Below are 16,678 nucleotides of genomic sequence, written 5' to 3' on the forward strand. Positions count from 1 at the left end.
ACTGCGATGCTTGATCTTGCCGAACGCCGCGTGCTGGTCACCGGATCCGCCGGCTTTATCGGCTTTCACACCTCCAGCCTGCTGCTCCAGTCCGGCACGAAGGTGCTGGGGGTCGATAATTTCACACCCTATTACGATCCCTCGCTCAAGGAACGCCGCAACGCGATCCTGTCCAACCACGCCAATTTCGAACTGGCGCGCATCTCGATCGAGGATTCGCGCGCGCTGGGCGAGGCATGGCGGGACTTCGCCCCCGACGCGGTCATCCACCTCGCCGCGCAGGCCGGGGTGCGCTACAGCATCGATCATCCCGCCGATTATGTCGGCACCAATATCGTCGGCACCTTCAACCTGATGGAGCTGGCGCGACACAATCCGGTGCGCCACTTCCTCGCTGCCTCGACCAGTTCGGTCTATGGCGCGAACACGGCGATGCCGTTCGATGAGTTGCAGCGGACGCAGACGCCGATGAGCCTCTATGCCGCGACCAAGGGCGCGACCGAGTTGATGGGGCACAGCTATGCCCATCTGTTCGGCATCCCGACGACGTTCTTCCGCTTCTTCACCGTCTATGGCCCCTGGGGCCGGCCCGACATGGCGCTGTTCAAATTCGCCGACGCGATGCTGCGCGATCAGCCGATCGACGTCTACAACAACGGCGAGATGGCGCGCGACTTTACCTATGTCGACGACCTCGTCCGCTCGATCGTCGATCTGGTGTCGGCGGTTCCGGGCAGCGCGCCGGTCGGGCCGCACGACAGCCTTTCGCCGGCCGCCCCGTTCCGCGTGGTCAATATCGGCGGTGGGACCCCGACGCCGCTAATGGCGTACATCGCCGCGCTGGAACAGGCGCTGGGGATGACCGCGAAAAAGAGCTTCCTGCCGATGCAGGCCGGCGACGTCCCCGCCACCGAAGCCTCCCCGGAATTGCTGCGCGCGCTGACCGGCCGCGTGCCGACCACGTCGGTGGAGACGGGCGTGGCCGAATTCGTCCGCTGGTACCGCGAGCATGTCGCGGCGGCGGAGCGCTGACCGAAAATCTATCCTCCCCCGCCAGGGGGAGGTGGCACGCGCAGCGTGACGGAGGGGGCGGAAGCACGCCGGCTAGAGGTAGGGAGCAAGAGGTTTGAGGACACAGCCGCCCTCCCCCTCCGTCGCCTCCGGCGACACCTCCCCCTGGCGGGGGAGGATTAGTGGGTTACCCGCACACCCCGCTCTTCGCGACCAGCTCCAGCACCGGCGCCGCCCATTCGCGGCGGCAGATGAGCAGGTCGGGCAGCGACAGCTCGGCTTGGTTGTAGCGGATCGGCGACCCGTCGATCCGCGAGACGTGCAGCCCGGCGGCGGCCGCGACTGCGGCGGGCGCGCAATTGTCCCATTGATATTGCCCGCCGGAATGGAGGTAGATTTCCGCCTCCCCCAGCACCACCGCCATCGCCTTGGCCCCGGCCGATCCCATCCCGATCAGCTCGGCCCCGATCGCTTCGGCCACCCCGGCGCATAGCGCCGTGGCCCGGGTCCGGCTGACCAGCATCCGGGGCCTGGCAGCGCTCGGCGGCAGTTCCGTCGGGTGCGCAGTGCAGAGCGTGATACCGCGCCGGGGCAACGCGACCGCACCGACCGCCGCAACGCCGTCGATCGACAGGCCGATATGCACCGCCCAGTCATCGCGACCCTCACCGAATTCGCGCGTCCCGTCGAGCGGATCGACGATCCACACCCGCCGCGATTGCAGCCGCGCCAGATCGTCCGCGGATTCCTCCGACAGGATCGGATCCTCGGGCCGCGCGGCGCGCAGCAGGTCGAGGATCAGCGCATTTGCCTCACGGTCCCCACGCGCACCGTCCGCGCCATCGTCCTGGATCGCGCGCAGCAGACCGGCGGCCGCATCCGCGACCTGACGGGCCAGCACCGCATCATCCACGTTCGTCACAGCACTGGTGACCAGATGCCAAGGATATGCTCGACCACCAGATCGGCGGCCGCCTCGGGCGTCATGCTTTGCGTATCGATGCGAATCTCCGGATTCATCGGCGCCTCATAGGGGCTGGTGATCCCGGTGAAATTGGCAATCTCGCCCGCGCGCGCCTTTTTGTAGAGACCCTTCACGTCGCGCCGCTCGGCTTCTTCCAACGGCGTATCGACGAAGATTTCGAAAAACTCGCCCTCGGGCAGCATCCGCCGCACCAGCTCCCGCTCCGCGCGGAAGGGCGAGATGAAGGCGGTGAGCACGATCAGCCCCGCGTCGCACATCAGTTTCGCGACCTCGCCCACGCGGCGGATATTCTCGATCCGGTCGGCGTCGCTGAACCCCAGATCCTTGTTGAGCCCGTGGCGGACATTGTCGCCGTCGAGCAGGAAGCTGTGCTTGCCCAGTGCGTGCAGCTTTTTCTCAACCAGATTGGCAATGGTCGACTTGCCCGATCCCGACAGGCCGGTGAACCACAACAGGCGCGGCTGCTGCCCCTTTTGCGCGGCATGCGCCTCACGCGTGATTTCCAGCGCCTGCCAATGGACGTTCTGCGCGCGGCGCAGTGAAAAGTTGAGCATGCCTGCCGCGACGGTCGCGTTGGTCAGCTTGTCGATCAGGATGAAGCCGCCCAGATCGTGGCTGTCGGCATAGGATTCGAACACGATCCCGCGGTCGGTATAGACCTCCGCCACCCCGATATCGTTGAGGCTCAGCGTCTTGGCGCTCAGTTCGGCCATGGTGTTGACGCAGATCACGTGGCGGGGCGGCTGGACCGTTGCGCTCACCGTCTGCGTGCCAAGCTTGAGCCAATAGGCGCGACCGGGAAGCAGATCCTCCTGATCCATCCACACGATTGTCGCCTGAAACTGGTCGGCGACCTCGGGCGGAGCATCGGCGGCAACGATCACATCGCCGCGCGAGCAATCGACCTCGTCCGCGAGCGTCAGCGTGACGGACTGGTCCTGCCCCGCCTCGGCCAGGTCGCCGTCATAGGTCACGATCCGCGCAATGGTGCTGGTGCGGCCCGAGGACAGGATGCGCACCGCGTCGCCCGGCTTGACCGACCCGCTGGCGATGGTCCCGGCAAAGCCCCGGAAATCGAGATTGGGGCGATTGACCCATTGCACCGGCATGCGGAACGGGCGCGCATCGCCCTCCCCGCCGACCGGCACGGTTTCGAGATGCTCGATCAGTGCCGGGCCGCTGTACCAGGGGGTATTGCCGCTGGGGCCGGTGATGTTGTCGCCCTTGAACCCCGAAATCGGGATCGCGGTGAACTCGGCGATGCCGATGCTGTCGGCGAACGCGCGATAGTCGGCGACGATGGCGTCGAACGTCGCGCGGTCATAGCCGACCAGATCCATCTTGTTCACCGCCAGCACGATGTGGCGGATGCCGATCAGGTGCGCGAGGAAGCTGTGCCGCCGCGTTTGCGTCAGCACGCCCTTGCGCGCGTCGATCAGGATGACGGCAAGGTCGGCAGTCGAGGCGCCGGTGACCATGTTGCGGGTATATTGCTCATGCCCCGGCGTGTCGGCGACGATGAACTTGCGCTTTTCGGTCGCGAAAAAGCGATAGGCGACGTCGATCGTGATCCCCTGCTCGCGCTCGGCGGCGAGGCCGTCGACGAGCAGCGCGAAGTCGATCTCCTGCCCCTGCGTCCCCACCCGCTTCGAATCGGCTTCGAGCGCGGCGAGCTGATCCTCGAAGATCATCTTCGAATCATAGAGCAGCCGCCCGATCAGCGTCGACTTGCCGTCGTCCACCGAGCCACAGGTGATGAAGCGCAGCAGCGATTTCGACTGATGCTGTTCGAGATAGGCGGAAATGTCGGACGCGATGAGGGCGTCGGGGCGGTAGCTACTGCTCATCGTACAAACCTCGTCATCCCCGCGAAAGCGGGGACCCATCTCCTCACCGTGCGGCAAGGAGGACAGTGCGGGAGATGGGCCCCCGCTTTCGCGGGGGTGACGAAAAAAGGGCCAAGGGTCATTAGAAATACCCCTCCTGCTTCTTCTTTTCCATCGACGCAGCCTGATCGTGATCGATCGCGCGCCCCTGACGTTCGGACGTCGTCGTCAGCAACATTTCCTGAATGACATCGTCCAGTGTCGCAGCGTCGCTCTCGACCGCACCGGTCAGCGGGTAGCAGCCCAATGTGCGGAAGCGGATCGAGCGCATCACCGGCTCCTCGCCATCCAGCGGGAAGCGGTCGTCATCGACCATCAGCGTGAGACCACCGCGCACCACGGTCGGGCGCGGTGCGGCGAAATAGAGGGGGACGATCTCGATCCCCTCGGCGCGGATGTACTGCCAAATGTCGAGCTCGGTCCAGTTGGACAGCGGGAAGGCGCGGATGCTTTCTCCCTTGGCCTTGCGGGCATTGTACAGCCGCCACAGCTCGGGCCGCTGACCCTTGGGATCCCAGCGATGGCTGGCGGAGCGGAAGCTGAACACGCGCTCCTTCGCGCGGCTCTTTTCCTCGTCGCGCCGCGCGCCGCCGAACGCCGCGTCGAAGCCATATTTGTCGAGCGCCTGCTTCAGCCCTTCGGTCTTCCACATGTCGGTGTGGACGCCGCCATGGTCGAACGGGTTGATCCCGCGCGCCTTGGCCTCAGGGTTCTGGTGGACCAGCAGCTCCATCCCCGCCTCGCGCGCCGCGCGGTCGCGCAGCTCGTACATCGCCTGGAACTTCCATGTCGTGTCGACATGCAGCAGCGGAAAGGGCGGCGGCGCCGGGAAGAACGCTTTCTTGGCGAGGTGCAGCATCACCGCGCTGTCCTTGCCCACCGAATAGAGCATCACCGGTCGCTCGGTCTCGGCAACCACTTCGCGCAGGATGTGGATGCTCTCGGCCTCAAGCCGGGCAAGATGTGTCAGGGAGTTCATAGGCGGTCATCTATGGATCACGTCCGCCCGCTGCGATCTAGTATTTGTTTAGCCCGCCTCAAGCATGACGCGTCCCCTTGCGCGCTGCCATGGCAACGCCATTTTTGGGTCGCATGGCGCGCCTTGGCTGTGCATAGGGCGGCGGACTGCCGCGACGAAAGGGACTTCCAGCGTGCGTATTGCGATGATCGGCACGGGCTATGTCGGCCTGGTTTCCGGGGCGTGCTTCTCCGATTTCGGCCATGATGTGGTGTGCGTCGACAAGGACGCGCGCAAGATCGAGCTGCTGCATCAGAATGTGATGCCGATCTATGAGCCGGGGCTGGCCGAGCTGGTCGCGTCGAACGTGAAGGCCGGGCGCCTGTCCTTCACCACTGACCTCGCCGAAGGGGTCAAGGGTGCGGACGCGGTGTTCATCGCGGTCGGCACTCCCAGCCGGCGCGGCGATGGCCATGCCGACCTGTCCTATGTCTTCGCCGCCGCCGAAGAGATTGCGACCGCGGTCGACGGGCCGACGGTGATCGTCACCAAGTCGACCGTCCCGGTCGGCACCGGCGACGAGGTCGAACGGATCGTCGCGCGGGTGGCGCCGGACAAGGGCATCGCGGTGGTTTCCAACCCCGAATTCCTGCGCGAGGGCGCAGCGATCAGCGACTTCAAGCGTCCCGACCGCGTCGTGGTGGGCAGCGAGGACGAAGGCGCGAGCCAGGTGATGCGCGACATCTATCGCCCGCTCTCGCTCAACCAGTCGGCGCCGGTGATGTTCACCGGCCGCCGAACCGCCGAGCTGATCAAATATGCCGCCAACGCCTTCCTTGCGGTCAAGATCACCTTCATCAACGAAATCGCGGACCTGTGCGAACAGGTCGGTGCGGACGTGCAGGAAGTGTCGCGCGGCATCGGCATGGACAACCGCATCGGGCGCAAGTTCCTCAACGCCGGCCCCGGCTATGGCGGGTCGTGCTTCCCCAAGGATACGCTGGCGCTGCTCAAGACCGCCGACGACAATGAGACGCCGTTGCGGATCGTCGAGGCGACGGTGCAGGTCAACGACCAGCGCAAGCGCGCGATGGGGCGCAAGGTGATCAAGGCGATGGGCGGCGATGTGCGCGGCAAGACCGTCGCGATCCTTGGCCTCACCTTCAAGCCGAACACCGACGACATGCGCGACGCGCCCAGCCTGGCGGTGATCCAGACGCTGCAGGACGCGGGCGCGGCGGTGCGCGCCTATGACCCCGAAGGCGTCGAACAGGCCCGCCCGCTGGTCAAGGATGTCGAGTTCTGCGCCAGCCCCTATGCCGCGGCAGAGGGCGCCGATGCGCTGGTGATCGTGACCGAATGGGACGAGTTCCGCGCGCTCGACCTCAACCGGATGAAGAAGCTGCTCAACCAGCCGCTGCTGGTCGATCTGCGCAACATCTATCCCGAAACGGAAGCGGCCAATGCCGGGTTCACGCTGGTCGGGGTCGGGCGGACGCCGCGCGGCGGCTGAGGCGGCAACACGTTACCTCCCCTCCCGGCCTGGGAGGGGAGGTTGAACCAGGATCAGTTGCGCCAGATTCCGCGCGAATCGTGCACCGCGAGCGATGCCACGCGGCTGCGATCGACCGCCTTGAATGCATCGTGATCGACCAGCAGGATCGCGCTGCCGCAACTGTCCAGCGCCGTATCGAGCGACACGAGCGTCGCGCCGCTATCGGCAAACGCGGCAGGCAGCGATTCGATATAGGGTTCGACGATGCGGATGCGCTCTCCGTAACGCGCGGCGAGCTTCAGCGCGACTTCGACCGCCGGCGAGCTGCGCAGGTCGTCGATATTGGGCTTGAACGCCAGGCCGAGCACCGCGATCGGCGCGTCGCCACCAAGTTCGATCTGCTCGACCGCGCGGGCCACGGTGAAGTCGATCTTGTCGTCATTGACCTCACGCGCGGTGCGGATCAGGCGCGCATTCTGCGGATCGCTGTGCACGATGAACCACGGATCGACCGCGATGCAATGCCCGCCGACGCCGGGGCCCGGCTGCAGGATGTTGACGCGCGGATGCCGGTTGGCGAGCCGGATCACCTCCCACACGTCGAGGTCGAGCCCGTGCGAAATGACTGACAATTCGTTGGCAAAGGCGATGTTGACGTCACGGAACGCATTTTCCACCAGCTTGACCATTTCCGCGGTGCGCGCGGTGGTCAGCAGGCAATCGCCCTGCACGAAGCGCTGATAAAAGCCGAGCGCGCGTGCGGCGCAGGCGTCGGAAATACCGCCGATGCACCGATCGTTGCTGACCAGTTCTTCCAGAATCCGGCCGGGCAGCACCCGCTCCGGGCAATAGGCAACCGCGATGTCGGCGACGTCGGCCGGGCAGTGCGGAAAGCTGAGATCCGGGCGCAGCTGGGCGAGGATGTCGCGGATCACCTCGGTCGTACCGACCGGAGAGGTCGATTCAAGGATGACGGTGTTGCCGACTTCGAGCATCGGCGCGACCGCGCGCGCCGCTGCTTCGACATAGGCGATATCGGGCGCGAACCCCTCCTTGAACGGGGTCGGGACGGCGATCACGAAGTAATCGGCGTGCGGCATGTCCAGCGACGCGGTGAGCGCGCCGGCCGACACCACCTGTTGCACCAGTGCGTCGAGGTCGTTCTCCTCGATATGCACCTTTCCAGCGGCCACGGTGTCAACGACATGCGCGCTGACATCGACACCGCGTACGCGCGCGCCGGATCGTGCAACCACCGCCGCCGTGGGCAGGCCGATATAGCCAAGGCCGATCACGGCAACCGTCGGGGCAGTGTCAGAAAGCATCGAGGATCACCTTTACAATGCGGCCGCTGGCCTTGCCGTCGCCGAATGGATTGTGCGCGCGCGCCATTGCCCCGTAGGCGGCCGCGTCGTCCAGCAGAGTTTCGACCGCAGCGACGATGGCGTCTTCCTGCGTCCCGATCAGCCGCGCGGTGCCGGCGACCACACCCTCGGGCCGTTCGGTCGTGTCGCGCATCACCAGCACCGGCTTGCCGAACCCGGGCGCCTCTTCCTGCACGCCGCCGCTGTCGGTGAGGACGATGTGGCTGTGCGCGAGCAGCCGGACGAAATTGGGATAGTCGAGCGGGTCGATGATCGCGACATTGTCGCGTCCGCTGAGCAGCGCGTGCATCGGCGCGCGCACATTGGGATTGGGGTGGATCGGGAAGGCGACAAAGGTATCGCCGCGCGCGGCGATCCGCGCGATGGCCCGGCCGATCGCCTCCATCCCGCCGCCGAAATTCTCACGGCGATGGGTCGTCACCACGATGATGCGGCGGTCGCCGGCGCGGGCGAGCAGGTCATCCATGCCGGCGGCCAGCGCCGGATCGGCGGCGATGCGCGCGCGCATGGCATGCAACGCGTCGATCACCGTGTTGCCGGTGACATGGATCGTTGCCGGATCCACATTCTCCGCGCGCAACGCTGCCGCCGAGGTTTCGGTCGGCGCGAAATGCTGGTCGGCGATCGCGCCGATCATCTTGCGGTTCGCCTCTTCGGGCCAGGGGTGGTAGAGATTGCCGGAGCGCAGCCCCGCCTCGACATGCGAGACCGGGATGCGGCGGTAATAGGCCGCCAGTGCGCCGACCATCGCCGTCGCGGTATCGCCCTGAACGATCACGCGGCTCGGCCGGTGCTGGTCCATCACTTCACCCAGCGACAGCAGCAGGCGCGCGGTGAGCGCGTCGAGCGACTGGCCCGGCTGCATCAGGCCAAGGTCGATGTCGGGCACGATTCCCGCCATGTCGAGCACCTGGTGCAACAGTTCGCGATGCTGCCCGGTGACGCAGCACAGCAGCTCGATCTGCGGGCATGCGCGCAAGGCATCGATCACCGGAAACAGCTTGATCGCTTCCGGCCGCGTCCCGAAGATGACGAGCACCCGTGGTTTTTCAGCCTGCGTCATTCGCGATCATCCCCCAAAGATGCTGAACCGGCCTGCACCCCTGCCGGTCGAAATCGAGTCAGAGTTTGCGCAGCGCCAGCGAATCCACCAGGATCGAAGCGAGCGCCGCAGGATCGCTCGGCCCGGCGACCAGCCATAGCTGCTGTTCGCGACAGCTTTCCGGCACGGTCAGCGTCGCTGCAAAGCGCGTCCAGCGGTCGAGCGTCGGGTTGAGCGGGATCGACTGAACCGCCGTGCCGTCGCGGCCGCAGCGCAGGCTCCAGCGGAACTGGCCGGGCATCACGCGATCCTGACCCATCACCGTGCCGGTCAGCTGATAGCGCCCGGGCGCCAGCAACAGCTGCTGTCCGGCAAACTCGACATCGCGTGTCCCCTCGAACGAGGCAAACAGCGCGTGACTGGAATCGGAGCGTCGCGCGATTTCCGCATAGACTTCCTGATTGGGATAGAGCGTCCAGGTGAAGGGCGGCGGAATATCGGGATATTCGAAACCGCCATCGATCAGCAGACCCGACCGCGCACCGGCCGGAAGCGTCACCAGCCGGTCCCAATGCCCGCGCAGCATCCGCGGATCGGCCTTGTCCCACGCCCGGCGAAACAGCGGGGCGATTTCCCGGTTGGTCGCGGGGCTGCCGAGCTGGCGGATCGCGCCGAGCAGCGCGAGCTTGTTCTCAAGATTCTGCGCGTCCCAGCCCATCGCATCGAGGAAGGACGAGCGCCACACCGGGTCCTTGTCGAGCGCGCGCGCGAGCGGTGCGACGGTGTCCCGGTTGGCAAGCAGCCCGACCATGATCGGCATGACATGCGCATAGTTGGACGTCCGCTGGCGCATCATCAGGTCGGCCTGGAACACCGCATCGGCCATGCGGCCTTCACGCTTGCGTTCTTCCAGCAGCCACGCATGGGCAAGAAAGTCGCGGCGCGAGATCTTACCGGCGATATCGACCAGCGCGACCGCCTCGTCTTTGCGCCCGGCGGCCTGGATAGCAAAGCCGAGGTTGCGGACGGCGAGCGGCGCCAGCGGGGCGCCGGCCACGGCTTCGCGCGCAACCTGCTCCACCTGCTTGACGGCGGCGGCGCTGGTCGAGGTCATCACCAGGAAATTGGCCTTGGCCGCGGCGACTTCCGGATTGCCCGGGTCGATGCGGTAAGCCAGCGCGGGCGTGGTCCGGGCAAGGGTGAACCCAAGCCCGGTCTGCACGCTCAGCGCCAGCAGGATCAGCGCCAGCACCACGACGCCAACCCGGCTCAGGCGGCTCCGGCTCGGGAGAACCACGTCAGCCATCGTCAGGCGTCGGACTTGCCGCTCCCCGACGACCAGCGATCGCGGTCACCATAGTTGTAGCTATAGGTATAGCCGTAACCGTAGGCCGAATCCTTCTGGTCGAACTTGGTCAGGATGCCGCCGAGCAGATGGCCGCGTGCCCGCGCCAGGCGCTGCAGCGCGATCTGCATCGCCTTGACCGGCGTGTTGCGCGCGGCAACCACGAACACCGTTCCTTCGACGCAGCTCGAGATCAGCGGCGCGTCGGCGAGGCCGAGCACCGGCGGACCGTCGACCACGATATGGTCGAAATGGCCGCGCAGTTCGGCCAGCACCTTGGCCATCTGGTCACCCGCGAGCAATTCGGCCGGGTTGGGCGGCAACGGACCGGCGGTCAGGACGCTGAGATTGTCGTCGAGCGGACGGATGCCATCGAGCGGACTGCCGCCCGACAGCGCGTCGCTCAGCCCCTGGCTGTTGGCGATGCCGAGGCCGCGATGGACCGCGGGATTGCGCATGTCGCCATCGATCAGCAACGTCCGCGCACCGAGCTTTGCAAAGTTGCGCGCGATCGCGAAACTGGTCGTCGTCTTGCCTTCGGCGGCGCGCGAACTGGTCACCAGAATACTGCGTGGTGCACCCGAGCGGGTGGTGAAGCGCAAACTCGTCTGAATCGAGTTGTACGCTTCGACCAGTGTCGATTGACGATCGTTCAGCTCGCCAAGCACATCGGTGTTGCGCGCCAGCTTTGGCACGCTGCCGAGCAACGGCAGACCGACGCGCGATCCCAGATCGTGCGGGAAGCGGATGGTCTGGTCGAGCTGTGCGAGCAGGAAGGCAATGCCGACGCCGACGATCAGGCCGAGCAGCGCGCCGATCATCACGTTGAGCGTGCGACGCGGCGTGTAGGGCCCGCCCGGCGGCAACGCGGTATCGACGATCGAGACATTGTTGACCCCGACGCCGCCGGCAACCGTGACTTCCTTGTAGCGCTGCAGCAGCGCCTGATATTGTTCGCGATTGGTGTCGGCTTCGCGCTGCAGGATCCCGTAGCGGATCGAGCGATCGCGCACGTTGAGCACGTCCTGCTTCAGCGCGTTCACGCGGGCCTGCAGCTGTTCCTCACGCTGCACGGCAGCGCGATAATCGGCCTGGACCGAGTCACTCACCGCGCGGCGCATGCCACCCATCTGGCGGTCGATCTCGTCGATCTGGCGCTGCAGCGCGACTGCCGGCGGATAGTCCGGCTGGAACTGGGTCATCAGCTTGGCCAGCTCCGCAGACAGCGATGCGCGCGACTGGCGCAGCGCAGCGAGCGCGGCATCGTCCAGCTGGCGCTGCATCGTGGCGCTGCCGCCACGCGCCTTGGCCTCGGCGGCAATGCGATCGGCGCGCGCAACCGCGAGCGCCTCGTTCAGCGCGGCAAGATCGACCGACGCCAGCGACTGCGACGAGGTTGCCCCGGTCTCGCTGGTGCGATCGAGCGTGATCAGGCGCTGCGAATTGGCATATTCGACCAGGTTGCGCTCGGACGCCTCAAGCCGGCGCCGCGCGGCGGCGAGTTCGGTTTCGAGAAAGCGGCGGGCATAGGCGGTGGCGTCATAGCGCCGCGCCAGATTGGAGGCGATGAAGTTCTCGGCAACCGAGTTTGCGACCTGCGCGGCCAGCTTGGGGTCGGAGCTCGAGAAGCTGACATCGACCAGGCCCGAGCCACGAACCGGCGAGACCACCAGACCGCCGCGGACGGCGCCGATCGCGATCGCTTCACGCGCGCGGCGGTCGGCCATCAGCGCGGTATATTTATCGTCCTCGGGGCGACCGCGCGCACCGAACAACAGCGCCTCATTCTCGCTCAGACGGAGGCGACGCACCACGGTTTCGGCCAGCGCCCTGCTCTTCAACAGGCCATATTGCGTCTGGTAAAATTCCTGCAGACCGATCGATGCAGGCGGCTCCACGCCGCGCTGCTCGACGATCCGGGCAGCCTCACGATCGATCTGGATCGTCGCGGTCGCACGATATAGCTGGGGCATGCCCAGCGTGATCAGCACCGCAGCCACGATGCCCAACAGCACCATCGACAGGATCAGCCATTTGCGGCCGAGCATGATGTTGACATATTCGGTCAACGGTCGCTCTTCCTGGATGCGCGCGTCCCACTGGGACATCACATCCGGGTCACGGCCCGCACCCTGCCGGTCAACTGCGCCTTCTTGCACGCTCATCATCAATCCCGGCTTTATCTGAACAGGTAAAACATGCCGACAATCGGCGCCGCTTGCGCAATATCCTGAAGCAGGAGACGCGAGCGGTCATCGGCGACGACGATCACGTCGTTGCCGAACACGGCGGGATCGGCGGCGCGACCTCCGCGGATATCGCGCAGACTGAACCGGGCGGCGTAACGCTGCCCGTCGATCGTGCGAAAAACGATGACTTCGCTGGTTCGCGCATTGTCGGCAGTCCCCTGCCCCATCGCCAGCGCCTCGGTCAGCGTCGTCGGCCCGACCAGCGCATAGCGGCCCGGATTGCGCACCGCGCCGTCCAGCGTCACGCGCCGGCTGGTCGCCTCAAGCAACGTGACCGTCACGTTGGGATTGCGCACGTAGCGCGCACCAAGCCGGGTGGCGATATCCGCCGCCAGCTCGCGCGTGGTCTTGCCGGTGGCCGGCACGTCGCCGATCAGCGGCACGGTAACCGCGCCGGTCGGATCGACCGCGGTATCGACATTGAAGTCCGGCGCGCCAAACACGCGCACTGCGACCTTGTCCGAGACACCGAGCGGAAATTCGGCCGAGCGCAGCTGCGTATCCGCCAGCGTCGGCGCGGGCAGCGCATCGCCACCGACCGGGCGCACCGCCACCGCATCCTCAGGGCGAAAATTGTCGCCCGCACATCCAGCCAGACCCAATGCCAGCGCGGCACCCACGAAACGTCGCACTGCGATCCCCTTAAACCTCGGCACAAACCACCGTCCGGCGGGCAGACCCTTAACCGACCTCCCGCCCCTTCGCAACGCAATAACCGGTCAACGGCGCGAGCGATCCTGCCGCAAAGACCGCGTGTTAGCCGGCAGCATCAGCGCGCACAGCACCGCAAACACCACTGCCGCCGACGGCGTTCGCAGCGGATAATCGACAAAGGAATGGATCAGAAACAGCGACGCCGACAGCATTGCCGCCCGGCGCAGCGTGACCTCCAGATCGGCGGGCTGCGCGCGCCATGCCTCCCACGCGCGCCGCCCCCACCACAGGGCAAAGCCCAGCATCAGCGCCGCTCCGAACAGCCCGGCCTCGATCAGCAGCTGCGCCGGTTCGTTATGCGCCTGGTTGAGGTAGCGCGGATTGACCATGTCCAGCGTTTCATAGGTGCGGAATACCGGGTCGAAGCTGCCCAGACCCGAACCGAACGGAATGAAATCCAGCGCGATGCGCAGAAACACCGGAATATTGTCGAGGCGCGCCCCGCCCTGCTCGCGCACGGCATCCTCGACCGCGTCGCTGCCGAGCGTGACCATGCCGAGCGTCACCAGACCGCAAATGGCCAGCGCCCCGACCACCAGCAACCGGCGCTGGGTCACCAGCCGGCGGCGCCCGTCCGGGAGCAGGTCGGGCAGCAGCAGGATGCTGCCCACCGTCACGATCGCCAGAAACACCAGCCCGGCGCGCGACCAGGTGAGCAGCATGCCGACCGCAAGAAACACGATCACCGCCGCCAGCGCCGCGATCATCGGCGGCGGCACAAGGCCGCGGCTTGGCAATCGCTCGACAAAGGCGACGACCGCCAGCGGCACCGCCGCCATCAGCAGCGTTGCCTGATGATTGGGGTTGGCAAAAAAGCCGACGCCCGCGTCGTTCGCGGTGACGCGGAAGAAGCGCAACGCGCTGTCCTCACCACCCGCGATCTGGAGCAGGCCGAGCAGCGCGCTGGCGAGCGCGAGGGCGACGATGGCCACGATCACCCGCTGGCGCCCGCGCTGGTCCAGCTGGGCCGTGATCAGAAAGGCGCAGAAGGGCGCGATCAGGCCCAGCGCCGCGAGCAGCGTTCGCCCCGGCGTGGTGCTGATCGGAAGCCATCCGTCCAGACCCGCAGCCTTGAATGCCGCCACCTCGAGCGCGCGGCCGGGCAGGTTGGACCAGATCGCAAAGGGCAGCGGGACGAGCTGTACCAGCGGCACCGCGACGCAGGCCGCGGCAAACCACAGCGCGCCGCGATCGACGGCAAGTGCGCCGGGCGGCGTCACCCAGACCAGCCACACCACCGCACCCAGCGCGACGATGGTCACGGCGAGCCAGCCGGGCACTTCCGCCCGCGAAGCACCGCCAGCCAGGATCGCGACGACGATCAACAGCAACGCGGACGCCGTTGCCGCCGATCGAACAGAAGAAAGAAACGCCATCGGGCCGAAAAACGCCTAGCATCGAAGGGGGGAGGCCGCGTGATACTGACCGTATTTGACGATTGCAAGGCAAGCGCGGCGGTGCGCGCGGCACAGCGATAGCGCTTGAATTCTGGCCCTTGGCGTCTATTCCGGCGCCATGAAGACCAGCCTTCTGCTTCGACTCCTTGGCCGCAAGACCAGCTGGCGGCTTGGACGGTCCCTTTACATGGCGTCGCGTCAGGAGATCGGCAACGAGATTGCCGAAAATGGCGAGGCATTGCTGATCCGCCAGGTGATCGACGCGCATCGGCGCAGCGCCCCCGGAACGCCGTTCCGCGCGTTCGACATCGGCGCCAATCTGGGCGAGTGGAGTGCTGAGGTCGCGACGGTCGCCGGCCCTGCACTGGACTGGTCGGTCGACCTGTTCGAACCGATCGAGGGCAGCTTTGCGCATGTGTCGCGCCGCTTTGCGGACGAGCCGCGGATCCGGTGCCATCAGATGGCGGTATCAAACCGGGTCGGCACGGCCGAGATGGTCGTGGTCGGCGAAACCAGCGGCACCAACCATCTGGGCAGCGCCGGCAGCGAGACCGGCGCGCGCACCGTCACGGTACCGCTGACCACGATCGAGACCCAGCTGGACGCGCAGGGCATCGACCGGGTCGACCTGGTCAAGGTCGATACCGAAGGGCATGACATCGAAATCCTGCGCGCGATCCGGCCACTGCTGGAGCGCGGCGCGATCGGCGCGCTGCAGTTCGAATATAACTGGCGCTGGCTGCCCAATCGCGGCAGCCTGTACGAGGTGTTCCGCTTGATCGACGGGACCGATTACCAGCTCGCCCGCATCTATCCCGACGGGCCCGCCATCTTCCCGGCATGGAATGCCGAGCTCGATCGGTATTTCGAGGCGAATTACGCGCTGATCCGCAGCGATGTTGCGACGGCGTTGGGCGCGGTACGCCTTAGCTGGGAAGCCAGCAACGTGGCCCTGCCCGCCTGATCCGGTCGCACCCGGCGTGCCGGGCGACCCCGGCGCCCATCCGTTGACAGGGAATTATCGAACATGTCCGACACCAAGGCGCATGGCGCGCGCGGATCCGCCGGCCTGACCATCCTGCACCTCGCGACCGATGCCTATGGCGGCTATGGCGGCGTGGCGCTGTACAATCGCGACGTGATCGAGGCGATGTGCGCCGATCCGGCGGTGCGCAAAGTGGTGTCGGTCGCGCGCGTCCAGTCCGCCCCGCTCCAGCCGCTGCCCGACAAGCTGACCTATGACACGTCCGGCCTGGGCAGCGTTGCGGCCTATCTGAAGGCGGTGTGGCGCCAGCTGCGCGCCAATCCCGACATCGATCTGGTCTATTGCGCGCACATCAACCTGGCGCCGGTGGCATGGGCGATCGCGCGGTTGCGCCGCGTGCCGTGGATGCTGTGCATCTATGGCATCGACGCCTGGCCACAATATGCCACGCCGCGCGGCAAATTCTTTGCCAGCCGCGCCGATCTGGTCTGCGCGGTCAGCGCCGTCACCCGCGACCGCTTCCGCAGCTGGTGCCCGGTCCCGCTCGAAAAGACCGAAGTGACGCCCAACGCGATTCACCTCGACGAATTCGGCATCGGTCCCAAGCGGCCCGACCTGCTCGCGCGCTATGGGCTCGAGGGGGCAAAGGTCATCATGACCTTTGGCCGGCTCGATCCGGCCGAAAAGTACAAGGGCTTTGACGAGATCATCGAACTCATGCCCGAAATGCTCAAGGAGCGCCCCGAGCTGCGCTACCTGATCGTCGGCAAGGGCGATGACCGTCCCCGGCTGGAGGCCAAGGCGGCGGCGCTGGGCGTCGGCGACAAGGTGATCTTCACCGGCCCGATCGAGGAAGAGGAAAAGGCCGACATCTACCGGCTGGTCGACGTCTATGCGATGCCGAGCAAGGGCGAAGGCTTTGGCTTTGTCGTGCTGGAAGCGCTGGCGTGCGGTGTGCCCGCGATCGGCAGCAACCAGGACGGAACGCAGGAAGCGGTGCGGCACGGCATGATCGGCCAGGTCGTCGATCCCGACGATCCCGCGCAGATCAAGGCGGCGATCTTCAAGGTGATCGACGCCCCGCGCGAGATCCCCGAGGGGCTCGCCTATTTCGCCCTGCCCGCCTTTACCGCGCGGTTGCAGGGGCTGATCCACCGGCTGGTGGGGCGCTGAGCCCTTTGCAACGTCCCGCGCCACGCCTATGAGCGCGGTGACGCGGCGGCGGG

At 66.4% G+C, this 16,678-nt stretch carries 13 protein-coding genes; 4 read left to right on the plus strand and 9 right to left on the minus strand.

Annotation, left to right across the window (positions count from 1 at the left end):
• The first annotated feature begins 6 nt into the window (after nucleotides 1–6).
• Nucleotides 7–1,032 carry an NAD-dependent epimerase/dehydratase family protein gene (locus J2Y54_RS06610; RefSeq protein WP_310037978.1) on the plus strand — a complete coding sequence of 342 codons (1,026 nt, stop codon included), beginning with the start codon at nucleotides 7–9 and terminating at the stop codon, nucleotides 1,030–1,032.
• Nucleotides 1,033–1,198: 166 nt separating this feature from the next.
• On the opposite strand, the gene J2Y54_RS06615 is transcribed toward J2Y54_RS06610, so the two are convergent.
• The 3 genes from J2Y54_RS06615 to cysD all read right to left on the minus strand — a co-directional run bounded on the left by J2Y54_RS06615 (nucleotide 1,199) and on the right by cysD (nucleotide 4,861).
• A complete protein-coding gene (locus J2Y54_RS06615) occupies nucleotides 1,199–1,924 on the minus strand; it encodes a 3'(2'),5'-bisphosphate nucleotidase CysQ (protein ID WP_405052904.1) in 726 nt (241 codons plus the stop codon).
• Nucleotides 1,925–1,929: 5 nt separating this feature from the next.
• Entirely contained in the window at nucleotides 1,930–3,843 is a 1,914-nt protein-coding gene (gene cysN / locus J2Y54_RS06620; RefSeq protein WP_310037980.1) for a sulfate adenylyltransferase subunit CysN, read from the minus strand.
• 121 nt (nucleotides 3,844–3,964) lie between these two features.
• On the minus strand, nucleotides 3,965–4,861 hold the full coding sequence (gene cysD / locus J2Y54_RS06625; protein ID WP_310037981.1) for a sulfate adenylyltransferase subunit CysD: 897 nt from the start codon (nucleotides 4,859–4,861) through the stop codon (nucleotides 3,965–3,967).
• Between the two features lie 172 nt (nucleotides 4,862–5,033).
• Here cysD and J2Y54_RS06630 point away from each other — a divergent pair, with 172 nt between their 5' ends.
• A complete protein-coding gene (locus tag J2Y54_RS06630) occupies nucleotides 5,034–6,353 on the plus strand; it encodes a UDP-glucose/GDP-mannose dehydrogenase family protein (RefSeq protein WP_310037982.1) in 1,320 nt (439 codons plus the stop codon).
• A gap of 53 nt (nucleotides 6,354–6,406) precedes the next feature.
• Here the strand turns inward: J2Y54_RS06630 and wecC are convergent, their stop codons facing one another.
• From wecC to J2Y54_RS06660, 6 genes are all read right to left on the minus strand, one after another.
• Nucleotides 6,407–7,660, minus strand: a complete 1,254-nt coding sequence (gene wecC / locus J2Y54_RS06635; protein WP_310037984.1) for a UDP-N-acetyl-D-mannosamine dehydrogenase — start codon at nucleotides 7,658–7,660, stop codon at nucleotides 6,407–6,409.
• Nucleotides 7,650–8,783, minus strand: a complete 1,134-nt coding sequence (wecB, locus tag J2Y54_RS06640; RefSeq protein WP_310037986.1) for a non-hydrolyzing UDP-N-acetylglucosamine 2-epimerase — start codon at nucleotides 8,781–8,783, stop codon at nucleotides 7,650–7,652. The genes wecC and wecB overlap by 11 nt, the downstream gene beginning before the upstream one ends.
• Before the next feature lie 58 nt (nucleotides 8,784–8,841).
• The gene (locus J2Y54_RS06645; protein WP_310037988.1) at nucleotides 8,842–10,068 is read right to left on the minus strand and encodes a hypothetical protein; all 1,227 of its coding nucleotides are present in this window, start codon (nucleotides 10,066–10,068) and stop codon (nucleotides 8,842–8,844) included.
• A 2-nt stretch (nucleotides 10,069–10,070) separates the two neighbouring features.
• Nucleotides 10,071–12,215: a polysaccharide biosynthesis tyrosine autokinase gene (locus tag J2Y54_RS06650; protein WP_310037990.1), complete on the minus strand. Its 2,145-nt coding sequence runs from the start codon at nucleotides 12,213–12,215 to the stop codon at nucleotides 10,071–10,073.
• 71 nt (nucleotides 12,216–12,286) lie between these two features.
• Nucleotides 12,287–12,988, minus strand: a complete 702-nt coding sequence (locus J2Y54_RS06655) for a polysaccharide biosynthesis/export family protein (RefSeq protein ID WP_310037992.1) — start codon at nucleotides 12,986–12,988, stop codon at nucleotides 12,287–12,289.
• A gap of 87 nt (nucleotides 12,989–13,075) precedes the next feature.
• Nucleotides 13,076–14,401 (minus strand): O-antigen ligase family protein, encoded by a 1,326-nt coding sequence (locus J2Y54_RS06660; protein ID WP_310037994.1) that lies wholly within the window; start codon nucleotides 14,399–14,401, stop codon nucleotides 13,076–13,078.
• A 184-nt stretch (nucleotides 14,402–14,585) separates the two neighbouring features.
• Between J2Y54_RS06660 and J2Y54_RS06665 the strand changes: the two genes are divergently transcribed.
• Nucleotides 14,586–15,431 (plus strand): FkbM family methyltransferase, encoded by an 846-nt coding sequence (locus J2Y54_RS06665; RefSeq protein WP_310037996.1) that lies wholly within the window; start codon nucleotides 14,586–14,588, stop codon nucleotides 15,429–15,431.
• 63 nt (nucleotides 15,432–15,494) lie between these two features.
• Nucleotides 15,495–16,625, plus strand: coding sequence for a glycosyltransferase family 4 protein (locus J2Y54_RS06670; RefSeq protein WP_310037997.1), 1,131 nt, complete (start codon nucleotides 15,495–15,497; stop codon nucleotides 16,623–16,625).
• Nucleotides 16,626–16,678 lie beyond the last annotated feature (53 nt).

The sequence above is a fragment of the Sphingomonas sp. BE123 genome (assembly GCF_031456015.1).
Classification (GTDB): domain Bacteria; phylum Pseudomonadota; class Alphaproteobacteria; order Sphingomonadales; family Sphingomonadaceae; genus Sphingomonas.